12 protein-coding genes are annotated in these 16,493 nt (G+C 68.1%); 5 read left to right on the forward strand and 7 right to left on the reverse strand.

Features of this window, described 5'->3' with window-relative positions:
- Nucleotides 1-169 precede the first annotated feature (169 nt).
- The 4 genes from B9Y64_RS10985 to imuA all read right to left on the reverse strand — a co-directional run bounded on the left by B9Y64_RS10985 (nucleotide 170) and on the right by imuA (nucleotide 5,908).
- The gene (locus tag B9Y64_RS10985) at nucleotides 170-676 is read right to left on the reverse strand and encodes a hypothetical protein (RefSeq protein ID WP_100440717.1); all 507 of its coding nucleotides are present in this window, start codon (nucleotides 674-676) and stop codon (nucleotides 170-172) included.
- Nucleotides 677-757: 81 nt separating this feature from the next.
- Nucleotides 758-3,868: an error-prone DNA polymerase gene (locus B9Y64_RS10990; RefSeq protein WP_100440718.1), complete on the reverse strand. Its 3,111-nt coding sequence runs from the start codon at nucleotides 3,866-3,868 to the stop codon at nucleotides 758-760.
- Nucleotides 3,869-3,874: 6 nt separating this feature from the next.
- Nucleotides 3,875-5,284, reverse strand: coding sequence for a Y-family DNA polymerase (locus B9Y64_RS10995; RefSeq protein ID WP_100440719.1), 1,410 nt, complete (start codon nucleotides 5,282-5,284; stop codon nucleotides 3,875-3,877).
- Nucleotides 5,285-5,293: 9 nt separating this feature from the next.
- On the reverse strand, nucleotides 5,294-5,908 hold the full coding sequence (gene imuA / locus B9Y64_RS11000; RefSeq protein ID WP_100440720.1) for a translesion DNA synthesis-associated protein ImuA: 615 nt from the start codon (nucleotides 5,906-5,908) through the stop codon (nucleotides 5,294-5,296).
- A gap of 337 nt (nucleotides 5,909-6,245) precedes the next feature.
- Between imuA and B9Y64_RS11005 the strand changes: the two genes are divergently transcribed.
- The gene (locus tag B9Y64_RS11005; RefSeq protein WP_238379876.1) at nucleotides 6,246-7,124 is read left to right on the forward strand and encodes a sterol desaturase family protein; all 879 of its coding nucleotides are present in this window, start codon (nucleotides 6,246-6,248) and stop codon (nucleotides 7,122-7,124) included.
- Between the two features lie 9 nt (nucleotides 7,125-7,133).
- Here B9Y64_RS11005 and B9Y64_RS11010 read toward each other — a convergent pair whose 3' ends face one another.
- Nucleotides 7,134-7,856: a helix-turn-helix domain-containing protein gene (locus tag B9Y64_RS11010; protein WP_100440722.1), complete on the reverse strand. Its 723-nt coding sequence runs from the start codon at nucleotides 7,854-7,856 to the stop codon at nucleotides 7,134-7,136.
- A gap of 78 nt (nucleotides 7,857-7,934) precedes the next feature.
- Nucleotides 7,935-8,369 (reverse strand): VOC family protein, encoded by a 435-nt coding sequence (locus B9Y64_RS11015; RefSeq protein ID WP_100440723.1) that lies wholly within the window; start codon nucleotides 8,367-8,369, stop codon nucleotides 7,935-7,937.
- 337 nt (nucleotides 8,370-8,706) lie between these two features.
- Here B9Y64_RS11015 and B9Y64_RS11020 point away from each other — a divergent pair, with 337 nt between their 5' ends.
- Entirely contained in the window at nucleotides 8,707-11,502 is a 2,796-nt protein-coding gene (locus B9Y64_RS11020; protein WP_100440724.1) for a beta-glucosidase family protein, read from the forward strand.
- 100 nt (nucleotides 11,503-11,602) lie between these two features.
- Here the strand turns inward: B9Y64_RS11020 and B9Y64_RS11025 are convergent, their stop codons facing one another.
- Nucleotides 11,603-12,499: a LysR family transcriptional regulator gene (locus B9Y64_RS11025; protein WP_100440725.1), complete on the reverse strand. Its 897-nt coding sequence runs from the start codon at nucleotides 12,497-12,499 to the stop codon at nucleotides 11,603-11,605.
- A 105-nt stretch (nucleotides 12,500-12,604) separates the two neighbouring features.
- On the opposite strand from B9Y64_RS11025, the gene B9Y64_RS11030 reads away from it, so the two are divergent.
- From B9Y64_RS11030 to B9Y64_RS11040, 3 genes are all read left to right on the forward strand, one after another.
- Nucleotides 12,605-13,966, forward strand: a complete 1,362-nt coding sequence (locus B9Y64_RS11030) for an MFS transporter (RefSeq protein ID WP_100440726.1) — start codon at nucleotides 12,605-12,607, stop codon at nucleotides 13,964-13,966.
- Nucleotides 13,963-14,349, forward strand: a complete 387-nt coding sequence (locus B9Y64_RS11035) for a DUF4440 domain-containing protein (protein WP_100440727.1) — start codon at nucleotides 13,963-13,965, stop codon at nucleotides 14,347-14,349. Before B9Y64_RS11030 ends, B9Y64_RS11035 begins: the two co-directional genes overlap by 4 nt.
- 221 nt (nucleotides 14,350-14,570) lie before the next feature.
- Nucleotides 14,571-16,481 (forward strand): CocE/NonD family hydrolase, encoded by a 1,911-nt coding sequence (locus B9Y64_RS11040; protein WP_100440728.1) that lies wholly within the window; start codon nucleotides 14,571-14,573, stop codon nucleotides 16,479-16,481.
- Nucleotides 16,482-16,493 lie beyond the last annotated feature (12 nt).

Here is a 16,493-nt window from a genome sequence, read left to right on the forward strand (position 1 = left end):
CGACGTTAAGGTGCGGGATGGGGATCGCTCGGCTCGTCTGTCGGCTGGTACCCGCAGATATCATGTTGACGGTCCCTCCACCCTGGCTCCTACATACCTCGTAGGAGCCGGGAGGAACATACAAGCCATGCTCGGCTGCTGTTGGTAGAAGCTCGTCTACAGAAGCAGATCAGGGCGCGGCGTTGGCGCCGGGGCGCACGTAGTAGGACTGGCCGCTGTCATCGACGAACATCAGTTCCGGCTTGCCCTGCCAGGAGGTCAGCATGGCGCCGGTGTTGTTCTGGTGCTTGACCATCAGGCTGGCGCCGCGGTCCGGGTTGGCCACCACCTTGAACACTTCCGTGGTGCCATTGGCATCATCCAGGGTCAGCACGGCTTCGCCGCCACGATCGCTGGTGCCATAGCCACCGCGTTCGGAGCCATCCGGGCCGAGCAGGATCAGGCCGGACAGGGCGGTGGCGCGCGGCCCCTGGGTACGGCCCCGGCTGAGTGGGTCGGGAACCGGCGCGCCGAGGATCACCCGTGCCTGGCCGTTGCCATCGTGGATGATCAGCCCGCGCGCTTCGATGATGCGCTGTGGCGATTGGCTGCGATGCAGGCTCCAGGCAGTCCAGCCGGAAACCAGCAGGGCGAGTGTGGAGACCACCAGCGTGGTCAGCAGCAGTGCGCGGGGCATCATATCGTCCTTCCCTGGATGCAGCGACGATAGCGGATGCGGGCGGCCGATGGCCAGTTCGTTGTGTGACGCTGTGTATCGTCAATGGAAATCGCGGCTGTGGCTGCGCAGCCCCTGCAGCAGTTCATCCAGGCAGTGCATGCGCTGCACGATGACATGCTGCACGCCATCGACGCGTTCCAGGCGGCCGTCGATCTGCATCAGCTGGGTATCGACCAGTACCCGGTGCTGGCGATCGGCCAGGTGCCGCCAGACCACGGCGTTGACCATGCCGGTTTCATCTTCGAGGGTGAGGAAGGTAACGCCGCTGGCGGTCTGCGGGCGCTGGCGCATGCGTACCAGGCCGGCGATGCGCACGCGGCGGCCATGGCCGTGGCCAGCCAGCTGCGCGGCATCCAGGCAGCCACGACTGCGCAGCTGCGTGCGCAGGAACGAGACCGGGTGCCGGCCGAGGGTGGTGCCGGTGCTGCGGTAGTCGGCCTGCATGTCTTCCCAGGCGCTGGGCAGGGGCAGTGGCACGCGGGCTTCGGCAGTGGCGCGGGCCTGGTCGAACAGCGGCAGCCGGTTCTCCACGCCGGAGATATCCCAGCGTGCACGATGGCGATGGCCGCTGAGCCCGCGCAGTGCACCGGCATCGGCCAGCAGGCCCTGCTGGCGGCGGTCGAGTGCGGTGCGCTGGCACAGGTCGCCGACATCGTCGAACGGGCGACGCTCACGTTCGCGGGTGATGGCCTGTACGGCCGCTTCGTTGCAGCCTTCGACCAGGCGCAGGCCGAGCCGGATCGCCGCCGCCCCCTTGCTGAAATCCAGCGTGCAGTCCCAGCCGCTGTGCCGCACGTCCACCGGCAGCACCCTGATGCCATGCCGGCGCGCGTCCTGCAGCAGCTGGTCCGGGCTGTAGAAACCCAGCGGTTGGCTGTTGATCAGGCTGGCGGTGAACGCGGCCGGGTGATGGCACTTCAGCCAGCAGCTGGCATAGGTCAGCAGGGCGAAGCTGGCGGCGTGGCTTTCCGGGAAACCGTAATCGCCGAAGCCCTTGATCTGCTCGAACAGGTGTTCGCCATACTCGCGGCTGAAGCCGTTCTTCAGCATGCCGGACAGCAGCTTTTCGCGATGGGGCTCCAGGCCGCCACGGCGCTTCCAGGCCGCCATCGAACGGCGCAGGGCATCGGCCTCGCCGGGGGTGTAGCCGGCCGCATCCACCGCCAGCTGCATCACCTGCTCCTGGAACAGCGGCACGCCGAGGGTGCGTGCGAACACGCGTTCCAGCTGCGGCGGGTACAGCGGCTCATCGAGGGTGTCCAGCGCCTGCGGGCCCTGTTCGCGCAACAGCCGGCGCCGCTCCAGATAAGGGTGCACCATGTCGCCCTGGATCGGGCCGGGACGCACGATCGCCACCTCGATCACCAGGTCGTAGAAGTTGCGTGGTTGCATGCGTGGCAGCATCGCCATCTGTGCGCGCGACTCGATCTGGAACACGCCGATGGTGTCGGCGGCACTGATCATGTCGTAGGTCGGGGTGTCCCCGTCGGGGATCGCATCCATGCGCCCGCTGTGCAGGCCATGCTGCTGCAGCATCGCCAGGCACTTGCGGATGGCGGTGAGCATGCCCAGTGCCAGGCAGTCGACCTTCATCAGGCCGGTGGCATCAAGGTCATCCTTGTCCCATTGGATGACGGTGCGGTCGGCCATCGCCGCGTTCTCCACCGGCACCAGGGTCGACAGCGGGTGCTCTGAAATCACGAAACCGCCCGGGTGCTGCGACAGGTGGCGCGGGAAATCGATCAGCTCGGCGGTCAGCGCCAGCAGCCGCCGCATCAAGGGCGTGTCCGGGTCGAAACCGCGTTCGCGCAGGGTCTCTGGCAGCGGTACATGGCCGCCCCAGTGGTCCATCGCCGCGCCCAGTTCGTTGACCTGGTCCATTGGCAGGCCGAGTGCACGGGCCACGTCGCGGATCGCGCTGCGGCCACGGTAGCTGATCGCTACCGCAGTCAGTGCGGCGCGTTCGCGGCCATAGCGCTTGAACACGTACTGCAGCACTTCCTCGCGGCGCTCGTGCTCGAAGTCGATGTCGATATCCGGTGGTTCATCGCGCTCGGCGGAGATGAAGCGCTCGAACAGCAGGTTGCTGCGCGCCGGGTCGATCTCGGTCACGCCCAGCACGAAGCACACCGCCGAGTTGGCCGCCGAGCCGCGGCCCTGGCAGAGGATGTCCTGGCTGCGCGCGAAGCGCACGATGTCCTGCACGGTGAGGAAGTAGGAGGCGTAGTTCTTCTGCTTGATCAGCGCCAGTTCGTGCTCGATCTGTTTGCGTTGCGCCGGTTCGATGCCGCCTTTCCAGCGCCATGGGATGCCACGCTCGACCAGGACACGCAGCCAGCTGTCCGGGTCGTGGCCTTCGGGTACCAGCTCGCGTGGATAGGTGTACTGCAGCTGTTCCAGGGTGAAGTGGCAGCGCTCGGCAATGCGCAGGGTCTCGGCCAGCAGGGCAGCCGGATACAGCTGGGCCAGCGCGGTGCGCGGGCGCAGGTGGCGCTCGCCGTTGGGGAACAGGCGCCAGCCGGCTTCGGCCACGCTGCAACGGTGGCGGATGGCGGTCAGGATGTCCTGCAGGGCGCGGCGCCGCCGCACATGCATGTGCACATCACCACTGGCTACCAGCGGCAGGCGGTGGCGTTCGCCGAAGCCCTGCAGCTGCTGCAGGCGGCGTGCGTCGTCGTGTTCGTGGTGCAGCTCCACCGCCAGCCACAGCCGATCATCGAAGCCGGCACGCAGCAGTTCCAGATCGGTGGCGGCCGGTTGCCGGTCCAGCCACAGGCACAGCAGGCCGTCGGGCAGGCCGAGCAGGTCCTCGCGCAGGCAGCGGTACCCGCCCTTGGCTGCCCGCCGCCGGCAGGTAGTGATCAGCTGGCACAGCCCGGTATAGGCGGCCTGGTCGGTGCACAGCAGGGCCAGCTTCGGCCCGTCCTCGACCTGGAATTCGGCGCCGACGATCAGCGCCACGCCATGCGTCTTCGCTGCCTGCCAGGCGCGCACGATACCGGCCAGCGAGCATTCGTCGGTGATTGCCAATGCGCGGTAGCCCTGGCCAGCGGCGCGCGCGAACAGTTCTTCGGCGATCGAGGCGCCACGCTGGAAACTGAAGGCCGACAGGCAGTGCAGTTCGGCGTAGCCGGGCAGTTCGCTGTGCATGGCGGCTCAGCCGAACCAGCCGTGCAGCATCCACGGCGCATGGGGGTCGTTGCGCGTGCGGAAGGCCCAGCCGCGCTGGCCGTGAGCGGTTTCCACCACGTAGTAGTCGCGGCGCGCGTCGGCCTGGTCCCACCAGCCCGATTCGATCCGCTCCGGCCCGGCGACGATGCGCAGCCGTGGATCACGCAGCGGTTGCGGCGTATCCAGCAGCCAGCCAGGGCGCAGTGGCCAGTATGCCGGTGGCTTGCCCGGTGGCTGGGTGCCACTGGCGCGTTCGGGGCGATGGTCGGCCTGCACCGCCAGCGGCAGCACCGCGTCGTCGCCCAGCCGCGCGCGCAGGCGCTCGCGCAGCTGGTTCCAGGGCATTGCCTGTGCCGGCCGGGTGTCGAACAGGTCACGCGCGGCGGGTACGAACGGTGGCAGCTGTTCGGCCTGCAGGCGCAGTGCGCGGCTGCCGGCGGGCAGGGCGAAGGCTTCCATGCGGTTGCGTGCGATCTCGAACAGCAGCGCGGGATCGCGTTCGGGCGCCAGCAGGCCGATGGTCAGCACGCTGGCCGGCAGCAGGTCGTGCTCGAAATGCAGGTCGAAGCGCTGCACGCCACCATCGCGCGAGCACAGGAAGGCGGCCAGGTCCAGCAGCAGGCGGCGCAGCGGGAACAGCAGGGCCTGGCTGGATTCGATCTCGTATTCGAATTCGATGCGCGCATCGAAACGGTCCGGTGGCTGGTAGTAGCGCAGGGGTGCGGTGGGCAGGCCACGCAGTGCGTCCAGCTGCTGCAGTACCTCCGGTGCGAAGCGCCGGGCCAGGCTGTCACGCGGCAGCTCGAGCACCGCGCCCAGCGTGCGCAGGCCGGAACGGCCGAGCACGGTCACCGCTTCGCTGGGCAGGCCGCAGCGCGGCAAGGGCAGCTGTGCCAGCGCCGCCGGCAGCTGCTGCGCATCGATGCCCAGGCCATCGTGGACGTTGGCCAGCACGCGTGCGGCATGCGCGGTGGGGGCGGCCACCAGGCGATGGCGGAAACCGAGTTCATGCAGTTCGTTGCGCAGTCGCCGCTCGATCGTCAGCCAGTCACCGAACAGGGCACGGCTGGCACCGATCTCCAATACCAGCGCATGCGGGAAATCGAGGCTGACCTGCGAGCTGTAGGCATATGCCCAGCTGGCCAGCAGCTGCCGGGTGCGCAGTTCGGTGTCGGGGTCGTAATCGTGCAGCTGCAGGTCCTGCACCAGTACCTGCGCAGCCGACAGCAGCATGCCGGGGCGCAGCCCTGCTGCGCGCGCGGCCGGGCTGACTGCACGCAGCACGCGACGCTGCGCCGGCCCCTGCAGCAGCACCAGCGGCCGCTGCGGGTCCGGCTGCAGGCGCAGCACGCTGTCCAGCGCCAGCTGCGGCAACAACAGGCAGGCCCAGTGCATGGCGCGGCCTCAGTGGGCGATGGCCAGCGGCAATGGCTGCGCCGGCGGCAGGCCACCACGGCACTTCAGCACCCGCACCTGGCCGTGGTCGAGCTGCAGGCGCAGGCTGGCCGGGGAGGGATTGCGCGCCGCCAGCGCCTCGCGGAACACGAAGCCCAGGCACTGGCCGCTGTCGGCGGCCACCTGCAGGCGGCGCAGGGCGCGGTCGTCGGCCTGCTGTGGCCAGCACAGCACCGCGGCACAGGCCGCAGAGCGCAGGCATTGCTCGGCCGCCCACAGTGCCTGCTTCGGTGCGGCGTGGATGATCTGCAGCTGGGCCAGGTCCAGCCCGGCGGCGGCCCAGGCCGGGGCGTGCGGGCGATAGGGCGGGGCGACCAGCACGATCGGGCGGTCGCGCTGGCTCAGCCTGGCCAGCGCCGGCCAGACCAGGGCCAGCTCGCCCACGCCGGGCGCCGCCTGCAGGACCTCGCACAGCCCGCTGGCTGGCCAGCCGCCGCCGGGCAGGCGTGCATCCAGTGCCGGGTGGCCGCTGGCCAGATGGTCGCTGGCCGGCCCCTGGCGAGCCGGGCCGCGCCACAGCTGGCGCCCGTCCAGCAGCCGGTCGAGGGCAACGACGGCCCCCATCAGCCGGTCCTCCAGGGGAGGCGCCGGGCGAGCTGGAAGCGACAGAAACGGGCGGAAATGGCTGGCATGGAGCGAGTATCGACGAGCCGGTATCAGGGGCTGAGACCGGACATGCTACTCGCGTTGTAAGTAGAATTACTAATGAAATTGGAGGGTAGGGTTTCAGGTTGCTGAAGGGCTGAAGCATCCCCGCAGGGCGTGGATGTGGGAAACGCGTTGCCGACCCAGGTCGACATCCACCAGGCGTGCGCGATTGCGCCGTTTGTTCAAGCCCGCAACCGGCGCACGGCATCAGCATGCAGGCCCCTCACTTCCCGGGTTGCCCATGAAGCACTGGATGCTCCGCCTGTATGCCCCGTTGTTCCTGCTGGGTTTCGTTGCCGCTGCCGTCGTCTGGGTCGGCCACTGCCACGGTGACCCGCTATGGTTGCCGGCCTTGCTGGCGGTCGCCATCGCGGTCTCGTTCGCCGCCGAGCGCGCGTGGCCCTACGACCCTGTGTTCAACCATGATCAGGGCGACAGCATGCGTGACACCCTGCATGCACTGGTGAACGAAAGCCTGAACCTGCTGTCGATCGCAGCGGTGCCACTGCTGGCGGCAATCATTCCATGGCAGGCCTGGCCGGTGCAGTGGCCATTCGCAGTGCAGGTGCTGCTGGCCATCGTCTGCGCCGACCTTGGCATCACTCTGGTGCACTACCTCAGCCACCGCATCGGCTGGTTGTGGCGCCTGCACGCGGTGCATCACAGCGTCACCCGCATGTACGGCTTCAACGGCCTGATGAAACACCCGCTGCACCAGGCGGCCGAAGCAGTAGGCGGCGTGCTGCCACTGCTCATGCTGGGTCTGCCGATGCCGGTGGCCGCGGTGCTGGCCTTCGCCATTGCCATCCAGCTGCTGCTGCAGCATTCCAACGTGGACATGCGCCCCGGCGTGCTCGGCCGGATAATGGCGTGGGCGCCGCTGCACCGCTTCCACCACATGCGTTACGGCACCGCCGGCGACGTCAACTTCGGCCTGTTCCTGACCGTCTGGGATCATCTGCTGGGGACCGCCTTCGATGCGCCCGGCTATCGGCTGCAGCAACGCGATCTGGGCATCGGTAGTCAACCGGACTATCCACGCGATTACCAGGGACAGCTGCTGGCACCGTTCCGTGAACTGCCGCATGCCGAGGCGCCGGAGCTGCCAGCAGGCCTGCGCAGGCACGGATGATCGAGCGTGTCAGGCCGCGTGCAGCTGCAGGCCCTGCAGCTGTGCGGCACTGATGCCGAACATGCGGCGCAGGCTGCGTGACAGGTGGGCCAGGTCGGCGAATCCGGCAGCATGTGCGCTGTCGGTCAGGCTGTGCCCGCGCAGATGGTGCGTGAGCGCGCTGCGCAGCCGTTGCCAGAGCACCCAGCCGCGCAGGGTCACCGCCAGATCGGACTGGAAACGCCGGTGCAGCTGGCTGGCCGACAGGTGCGCTGCCTCGGCGATATCGGCGGCCGCTACCGGGCCAGGCAGGTGCTGGGCGATACGGGCCAGCGCCGCCTGCACGCGGCGATCGAGCGGCTGCGCGCGGCTCAGTCGTGGCAGCCAGCCACGCAGTTCCACCGCGTTGCCCGGCAGCGCGTGCAGGTGTTGCTGGATCTGGGTGGGATCGGCATGGGCCGGTTCAAGGAACACCGTGCAGCCTGCTTGCGGTGCCGACAGGATCGCATGTGGCTGGAATGACGGAACCCACAGCCGCTGGCCCTGCTGCTGCACGCCACCGATCCCGACCTGCCAGGGCGTATCGTCGCTCAGCAGCAGTTGGTGGGCGTAGTGCGCGTGCGCAGCGCTGTCACCCGCATGACCGTGAAGCACGGCGGCGTGCGCATCCAGCAGCAACGTGCCGTTCCAGGGCAGGGTGGGAGAGGACATGGAGGAATTGTAGATCCACGCCCTGCGTGGACGGATCTCCATCGAAATCGAATATTCCAGCAATTGAACGAAGTGCAGCCGAGCATGGGCCCGGTTACACAGCAGCCCGGCCGCGCACCCTCAGCGCCCGTGCGGGTCGGGCCGGTGATGTACATACTCGACCACGGTGCCATCGGGATGCACCGCATTGAACGCCGCGCCGGTCGGGACCACCTGCAACGGGAAGATGATCTCGGCGCCGGCGGCAACCAGTTTGTCGTGATAGGGCCGCACGTCATCGACCAGCAGCGTCCCTGTGGTCGAGGTGAACGGCGCCAGCGCCGTCGCGCTGCCCTCGATCAGCAGGAACGCACCGACCATGGCCAGGCGCAGGCCGGCCTCCGGAAACGGGAACCCCGCATCGGCCACCAGACCCTGCAACTGTTCGTAGAAGGCCACGCTGCGCTCCAGCTCGCCCGGGGCCACGAACACCCTGATCAGCACGCGCGGTGCGCGCTGGCTGGACGTATCGCAGCGGTCACGCCAGAGATGGTCGAAGTCGCGGTGTACGGTCATGGGCTCGGTTCGTGGCCAGGGATCTCCATTATCGGCAGCCCTGCGCGGCCCACTGATGAAAGCCGGTGATGGCCTGATAACCGCTGGCCGGGTTGCCCCTGTGACTTAGGTCCTGTTGACAGGTGTGAACGCCCTCGCACAATCTTCACATGATTGGGTCGCCCTGTGCGGCCCGGGCAGGCAGGTTGTCACGCCGGGAGGAGGGTCCCGCGCGCAGACCGGCCCGTCCTTCGGCCTGCGGGACGTTGCCTGGCAACCCCTGCGCGGCATGAACGCTGCACCCTTCGGCGGCACTTTCCCTGGACCGATTGCCTTGGCAACGGAATTACGCCTGCCGATGAAAACGTTTACAAAGCCGCTTGCCCTGTCCCTGGCCCTGTCTGCCGCACTGGCCGCCCCGGCCTGGGCCGACCCTGCCGCGTTCACCGTGCTGACCCTGGAACAGGCGCCGGATGCTGCCGCGATGCCTGCCCTTGCGGACCAGCTGAAGACCCTGCAGGTGGACGCGGTCAGCGTGCGCCAGGTGCAGCGCGGCATTGGCCAGATCGATCCGCTGCAGCTGCTGGCCGACGGCCTGGGCTACGAGTACCGCTTCATTGCCGCCGGCAAGGATGACGGCCAGACCCAGCGTGGCCAGGCCGTGCTGACCCGGCTCGCGATCGCCGCTGAGTCCGGTCCGGACCAGCCCGGCCTGAACTACCTGCGCCTGGACGATGGCCGCCACACCGTGGCGGTCTATACCGATGCCGGCGCGGGTGCCGCGCAGCTGCCGGCGCTGGTCACCCGTTCGCGACTGGGCGCACCGGCGGTGCTGCTCGGCGCGGTGGCCGGTGAATCGGCCAAGGCCGCAGGCTTTGATCCGGCGCGTGTGGCGCTGGAAGCCGATGCCAGCTATTTCAGCGACGGCTTCCAGGCCGCCAGCAGCGCGCCGTTCAAGGTTGCGGGCAGCACTCTGCGCGCCACGTTGCTGACCCTGGCCTATGCCGCCGACAAGCACGGCGACACGCCGTGGATGGACACCACCCTCAACGCCGATGCGCGCGCTGCGCTGCTGCTGAAGGCGATGACCGAGGATGAGAAATTCCAGATGCTGCACAGCTACTTCGGGCTGGGCAAGGACGGTGGCCCGCTGCCGGAAGGTGCGGTTGGCTCGGCCGGTTTCGTGCCGGGCGTGGCGCGGCTGGGCATTCCGTCGCAGCAGTCGGCCGATGCCGGCGTCGGCGTGACCAATCCCGGTGGCATCCGCCCGGGCGACTTCGCCACGGCCATGCCGTCGGGCCCGTCCACCGCATCGAGCTGGAACCGCGAAGTCGCCTTCGCCGGCGGCGCGACGATGGGCCGCGAGGCGTGGCAGCAGCGCTTCAACATCCTGCTGTCGGGCAGCGTCAACCTGCAGCGTGACCCGCGCAACGGCCGCAACTTCGAATATGCCGGTGAAGATCCGCTGCTGGCCGGTTCGATGGTCGGCGCGCTGATCCAGGGCGTGCAGAGCCAGCACGTGATCTCCTCGATGAAGCACTTCGCGCTGAACGACATGGAGACCCGCCGCAACTTCCACGACGTGCGCATCGGCGAACAGGCCATGCACGAGTCGGACCTGCTGGCGTTCGAGATCGCGCTGGAAGCCGGCCGCCCGGGCGTGGCAATGTGCTCGTACAACAAGATCAATGGCACCTACGGCTGCGAGAACGGCTACCTGATGAACCAGGTGCTGAAGCAGGAATGGAAGTTCCCCGGTTTCGTGATGTCCGACTGGGGTGGCGTGCACAGCGGCTCGAAGGCGGCGCTGGCCGGCCTGGACCAGCAGTCGGCCGGTGAAGTGTTCGACGCGGCGGTGTTCTTCGACGAACCGCTGCGCCTGGCCGTGCACGGCGGCGTGGTGCCGCAGGCGCGCCTGAACGACATGGTGGCGCGCATCCTGCGCACGATGTTCCTGCACGGCAATTTCGACAACCCGCCGCAGCACCAGAAGGTCGATGCCGAGGCCGGCTTCGCTGTTGCCCAGCGCACGGTGGAAGAGGGCAGCGTGCTGCTGCGCAATGAAGGCAACCTGCTGCCGCTGGCCGACAGCGTGAAGCGCATCGTCATCATCGGCGGCCATGCCGACAAGGGCGTGATCGGCGGTGGTGGGTCATCGATGGTGGGCGTGACCGCCAAGGGCACCAACGCGGTGCCGGGCGTGATGCCGACCACCTGGCCGGGCCCGGTGATCTTCCACCCGTCCTCGCCGCTGGAATCGCTGCGCGCCGCGCGCCCGGACGCGACCATCGAATATGTGGACGGCAGCAACGCCGCCGCTGCGGCCAAGGCGGCCGCACAGGCCGACGTTGCCATCGTGTTCGCCACCCAGTGGGCTGCAGAATCGGTGGACCTGCCGGACATGCAGTTGCCGGACAACCAGGACGCACTGATCTCGGCGGTGGCCAAGGCCAACCCGAAGACCGTGCTGGTACTGGAAACCAACGGCCCGGTGCGCACGCCGTGGCTGGCGCAGGTGCCAGCGATGCTGCAGGCCTGGTACCCGGGCATCCGCGGTGGCGAAGGCATTGCTGCGCTGCTGACCGGCCAGGTCAATCCGTCCGGCCGCCTGCCGGTGACCTGGGTGGTGGACGAATCGCAGCTGCCGCGCCCGCACATCGACGGCCTGGGCTTCAAGCCGGCCAAGCCGTTCGGTGATGTGTTCGATTTCGATATCGAAGGCGCCAACGTCGGCTACAAGTGGATGGCGGCCAGGGGCCTGACCCCGACCTTCGCCTTCGGCCACGGCCTGTCCTACACCTCGTTCGCCTATGAAAACCTGAAGGTGAGCGTAGAGGGTTCGCGCCTGGTCGCCAGCGTGGACATCCGCAACACCGGCAAGCGCGCCGGTGCCGACGTGGCCCAGCTGTACCTGAAGCTGCCGGCCGGCAGCACCACGCCGATCCGCCTGATCGGCTACGACAAGGTGAACCTGCAGCCGGGCGAACAGCGCCGCATCCGCATCGAAGCCGAGCCGAAGACCCTGGCCCACTACGATGCACAGGCCCGCCAGTGGAAGATCGACGGCGGCACCTACCAGGTGCAGCTGTCACGCAATGCCGCCGAACCGCTGCAGAGCGTCGACGTGCAGCTGGTGGAGCAGGTGCTGCGCTGATGCCTGAAGGCACGGCCCCGCAAAGGGCCGTGCCTGAAAAAGGGGACGGAGGGGATTAAGTCGTTTATGCATAAACGACTTAATCCCCTCCGTCCCCTTTTCATATGGTGAACCGGTCGCGCAGGAAATCGATCAGCTGCCGCACCTTTGGCGATGGCTGCGTGCTGTGCGGGTAGACCGCGTACACGCTCTGCTGCGGGAAGCGGTGCCGGCGCAGCACCGGCCGCAGCCGATCCATGGCCAGGTCCTCCTCGATCAGCCAGCGGGGCAGCACGGTGACCCCGGCGCCGGCCAGGGCGAATGCACGCAGGCTGCTGGCACCATCCACGCGCACCACCGCGTTGCCCGGATTGGTGGCAAACAGGGCGTCGCTGCCGTCAGGCGCAATCACCGGCACATCGGCCAGGCGCGGGTAGCCCAGGCGGGGCAGGGTGCCCAGCTGCACGGGGTCATCGGCAGCATCGGCAGAGGGCAGGCGTGCCAGCAGGGATGGGGCCGCCACCGCGCACAGTGGATGGCGCTCCAGTTCGCTGGCATGCAGGCCCGAATCCGGCAGGCGGCCGAGGCGGATCGCCAGGTCGAAGCGTTCGGGAATCAGGTCGGCCGGTGCCGGTGAGGTCGACAGGTGCAGCTGCAGGGCCGGATGCCGGGCACGAAACGCCTCCAGTGCCGTGATCAGGCGCAGCTGCGCGTACTCCGGTGTGGTGGTCAGGCGCAGCACGCCCTGCAGCTGGTGCTGGTCGCGACGTGCGGCATCGATCGCCGCCTGTGCGGCATCCAACGCCTGCACGCAGTGCTGCAGGAACTGCTCGCCAGCCTCGGTCAGGGCCAGGTGGCGGGTACTGCGCAGCAGCAGGGTCACGCCCAGCTCCTGCTCCAGGCGCTTCAGGTTGAAGCTGACCACCGCGCGGCTCAGGCCGAGGCGATCGGCCGCTGCGGTCAGGCTGCCGGCCTCGACCACGGCACGGAAGATATCGAAGCGATCGAGGCTGACCATGGCGATTCATTGTCAAAACAGATTTGACAGTGTTGCAGTTGTTGTCGTGTTTTTCCAACAACCCACGGGCGGCATGCTGACGGCCTCTCTGCTGGAGCGCCGCCGATGCCGTCCCCCCGCCTGCGCCATGAGGCGATCTTCCTGCTGGTGTTCGCCCTGGATCTGGTCAACATGTTCATCGCCACGGTGGCCTATCCGGCATTGGCAGCGGAGCTGCACGCCGATATCGGCACCCTGGCCTGGGTCGGCACGGCCTACATGCTGGGCCTGAGCGTGGTGATTCCACTGGCGCCCTGGCTGGCTGCGCGCTGCGGTGAGCGTCGCTTGCTGCTGGTGGCGTTGCTGTTGTTCGCGGTTGCCGCTGCGCTGGCAGGCGCCGCACCGGGGATCGGCTGGCTGCTCGGCTGGCGTCTGTTGCAGGGGTTGGCCGGTGGCCTGCTGATTCCAGTGACGCAAGCCGCGGCGTACCGGCAATGCACGCCCGACCAGCGTGGTGCACTGACCCGCCGCATCCTGCTGGTGGCGCTGCTGGTGCCGGCATTGGCGCCCGCGCTGGGCGGGCTGCTGGTGCAGTGGTTGTCCTGGCGCGGTGTGCTGTGGGCCAGCCTGCCATTGGCGGTGGTGGCAATCGGCCTGGTGCTGGCCTGGATGCCGGCCGATGGCGCGCGCAGTGCGCCGCGCTTGCAGGCCTATGCGCTGTCCACCGCGATGCTGGCGCTGGGCGCGCTGCTGTTGGCGCTGACCTGGCTGGGCGAGCCTGGACATCGCGGCGCAGGTGCCGTGTTGCTGCTGGCTGCGCTGCTGCTGGCGGCGGCCCACCTGCGGCATGCACGCCGGCAGGCACAGCCATTGCTGCGCTGGTCGCTGCTGTTCCATCGCGGACTGCGGCTGGCGATGCTGGTGTATCTCGCGGTACCCGGCGTGTTCATCGGCAGCCAGCTGGCCAGTACCCTGCAGCTGCACCAGGCCGGTTACAGCGCTGCACGCATCGGCGCATTGATGCTGCCCTGGGCGCTGGCTTCGGCCATCGCGATCACCGCCAGCAAGCGTCTGCAGGTCCGCTTTGGCCCGGCCACAGTACTGTGCGCCGGCATGCTCCTGCAGGCCAGTGGGTTGCTGTTGATGGCGCTGCTGCCGGAGCCGCGCTTCGCGTTGGCCGGGCTGCTGTTCGCGCTGATGGGCGCCGGCGGCAGCCTGTGCAGCAGTACCGCGCAGACGCTGGCCTTCCATGGCGTGGAGGATGAGGCGCTGGGCGATGCCAGCGCCCTCTGGAATCTCAATCGCCAGCTGAGCTTCTGCCTGGGCACCGCGGCCATCGCGCTGCTGCTGGCACTGGCCATGCAATGGCTGCCGGCCCACGCCACCGGCGTGGCGCTGGGGCTGGCCGCCGCGCTGACCCTGTTGCCGATGGCGCTGCTGCGCCGGCCGCAATCGATCTCTCTTTCCCAACCCGAGACAACGCAATGACGATGACCGCAGAGAACGAGTTCCATGATCTGATCGCCAAGCTGCAAGCCTGGTTCCGTGCGGAAGCGGCCGCCAGCACGCTGGATGCGCTGATGGATCATTTCTGCGCCGACTTCAGCATGGTCGGTATTGCCGGGCAGCGCCTGGACCGCGAAGCCCTGGCCGGCATGTTTGCCGGTGGCCATGGCGCCCGCCCGGGCCTGCGTATCGAGATCGAGGCCGCGCAGTTCATTCCGGTGCCGGCACCGTTGGCGATGTTGCGCTACCGCGAGGGGCAGGGCGTTGCCGAAGGTGTGATGGCCTGGCGTGAGGCACTGGCCGTGCTGCGGCAGGAAGAGGGTCGTTGGCGCTGGCTGGCGCTGCACGAAGTGCCGGCGGCCTGATGTGGTAGGGCCGAGCCCACGCTCGGCTCAGGCCGCCGCGACCTGGCGGGCGAGCAGCCGAGCGTGGGCCCGGCTCTCCAGCGTCGGGTCTGTGCGTGCCCACCGAGCAGCACATGTGCCATCAGTCCTGCCTGCATCCGCCGCAGATTGCAAAGCCTGCACACACTTCACGGCACAGGGCAGGAGTAGGCTTGAGGCTTTCCTGCCGGGAGGGGTTGTCCATGCGTGTGCGTGCCGTTGCTGTAGCCATCGCCCTGTGCCTGTCCAGCACCGTGCTGGCCGCCGATACCCCGCCGATGACCCCGGACATCAGCGGCAAGCCCTTCGTTGCCCCTGATGTCGGTCGTGACTACGACAAGCGCGTGGTGATGGTGCCGATGCGTGATGGCACCAAACTGTATACGGTGATCGTGGTGCCCAAGGGCGCCCACAATGCGCCGATCCTGTTGACCCGCACCCCCTACGATGCCGCCGGTCGCGCCAGCCGCAGTGATTCACCGCGCATGCGCGACCTGCTGCCGCAAGGCGACGAGGTGTTTGTCGACGGTGGTTACATCCGCGTGTTCCAGGATATCCGTGGCAAGTACGGCTCCGAGGGCGATTACGTGATGACCCGGCCGCTGCGCGGGCCGTTGAACAACACCAGGGTCGACCATTCCACCGACGCCTGGGACACCATCGACTGGCTGGTGAAGAACGTGCCGGAGAGCAATGGCAAGGTCGGCATGCTGGGCTCTTCGTACGAGGGTTTCACTGTGGTGATGGCGCTGACCGATCCGCATCCGGCGCTGAAGGTCGCCGCGCCGCAGAGCCCGATGGTCGATGGCTGGATGGGTGACGACTGGCTCAACTACGGTGCATTCCGCCAGGTCAACTTCAATTACTTCGCGATGCAGACCGAGAAGCGCGGCAAGGGTACGCCGTTGCCCAGCCTTGGCTACGACGACTACAGCACCTTCCTGCGCATCGGTTCGGCAGGCGACTATGCGCGCTTCACCGGCGTGGACCAGCTGACCTGGTGGAAGAAGCTGGTCGAGCACCCGGCCTATGACGGCTTCTGGCAGGGCCAGGCGCTGGACGCGGTGATGGCGAAAACACCGTTGAAGGTGCCAACCATGTGGCTGCAGGGCCTGTGGGACCAGGAGGACATGTGGGGTGCCAACCATGCCTACCAGGCGATGGAAGGGCGCGACAGCGGCAACAACCGCAATTACCTGGTGATGGGCCCGTGGCGGCACAGCCAGGTCAACTACAGCGGCAGCGAGCTGGGCGCGCTGAAGTTCGATGGTGATACCGCGTTGCAGTTCCGCCGCGATGTGCTCAAGCCGTTCTTCGACCAGTACCTGGTGGACGGTGCGCCGAAGGCCGATACACCGCCGGTGCTGATCTACAACACCGGCGAGAACCACTGGGACCGCCTGAAGGGTTGGCCACGCAGCTGTGACAAGGGCTGTGCTGCCAGCAGCAAGCCGCTGTACCTGCGCGCCGGCGGCAAGCTGGCGTTCCAGGCGCCGGCGGCAGGCGAGGGCGATTTCGAAGAGTATGTGTCCGACCCGGCCAAGCCGGTGCCGTTCGTGCCGCGCCCGGTCCGCTTCGGCGACCGCGACATGTGGACCACCTGGCTGGTCAAGGACCAGCGCTTCGTCGATGGCCGCCCGGATGTGCTGACCTTCATCACTGAACCGCTGACCGCGCCGCTGCGCATCGGTGGCGCGCCGGTGGTGCACCTGCAGGCCTCGACCAGCGGCACGGACAGTGACTGGGTGGTGAAGCTGATCGACGTGTATCCGGACCAGGAAGCATCTACGCCGGAGATGGGTGGCTACGAGCTGCCAGTGTCGCTGGCGATCTTCCGTGGCCGCTACCGCGAGAGCTTCAGCGAGCCGAAGCCGCTGGCTGCCAACCAGGTGCTGCCGTACCGCTTCGACCTACCCAACGCCAACCACACCTTCCAGAAGGGCCACCGGGTGATGGTGCAGGTGCAGTCCAGCCTGTTCCCGCTGTATGACCGCAATCCGCAGACCTACGTGCCGAACATCTACCTGGCCAGGCCGGGCGATTACCAGAAGGCCACGCAACGGGTCTGGCACAGCGCCGCGCAGGCCAGCTACATCGATCTGCCGGTGTATTGAGGCATGGCTGAC

This window comes from Stenotrophomonas maltophilia (assembly GCF_002799245.1).
GTDB classification, from domain to species: Bacteria; Pseudomonadota; Gammaproteobacteria; order Xanthomonadales; family Xanthomonadaceae; genus Stenotrophomonas; species Stenotrophomonas maltophilia_S.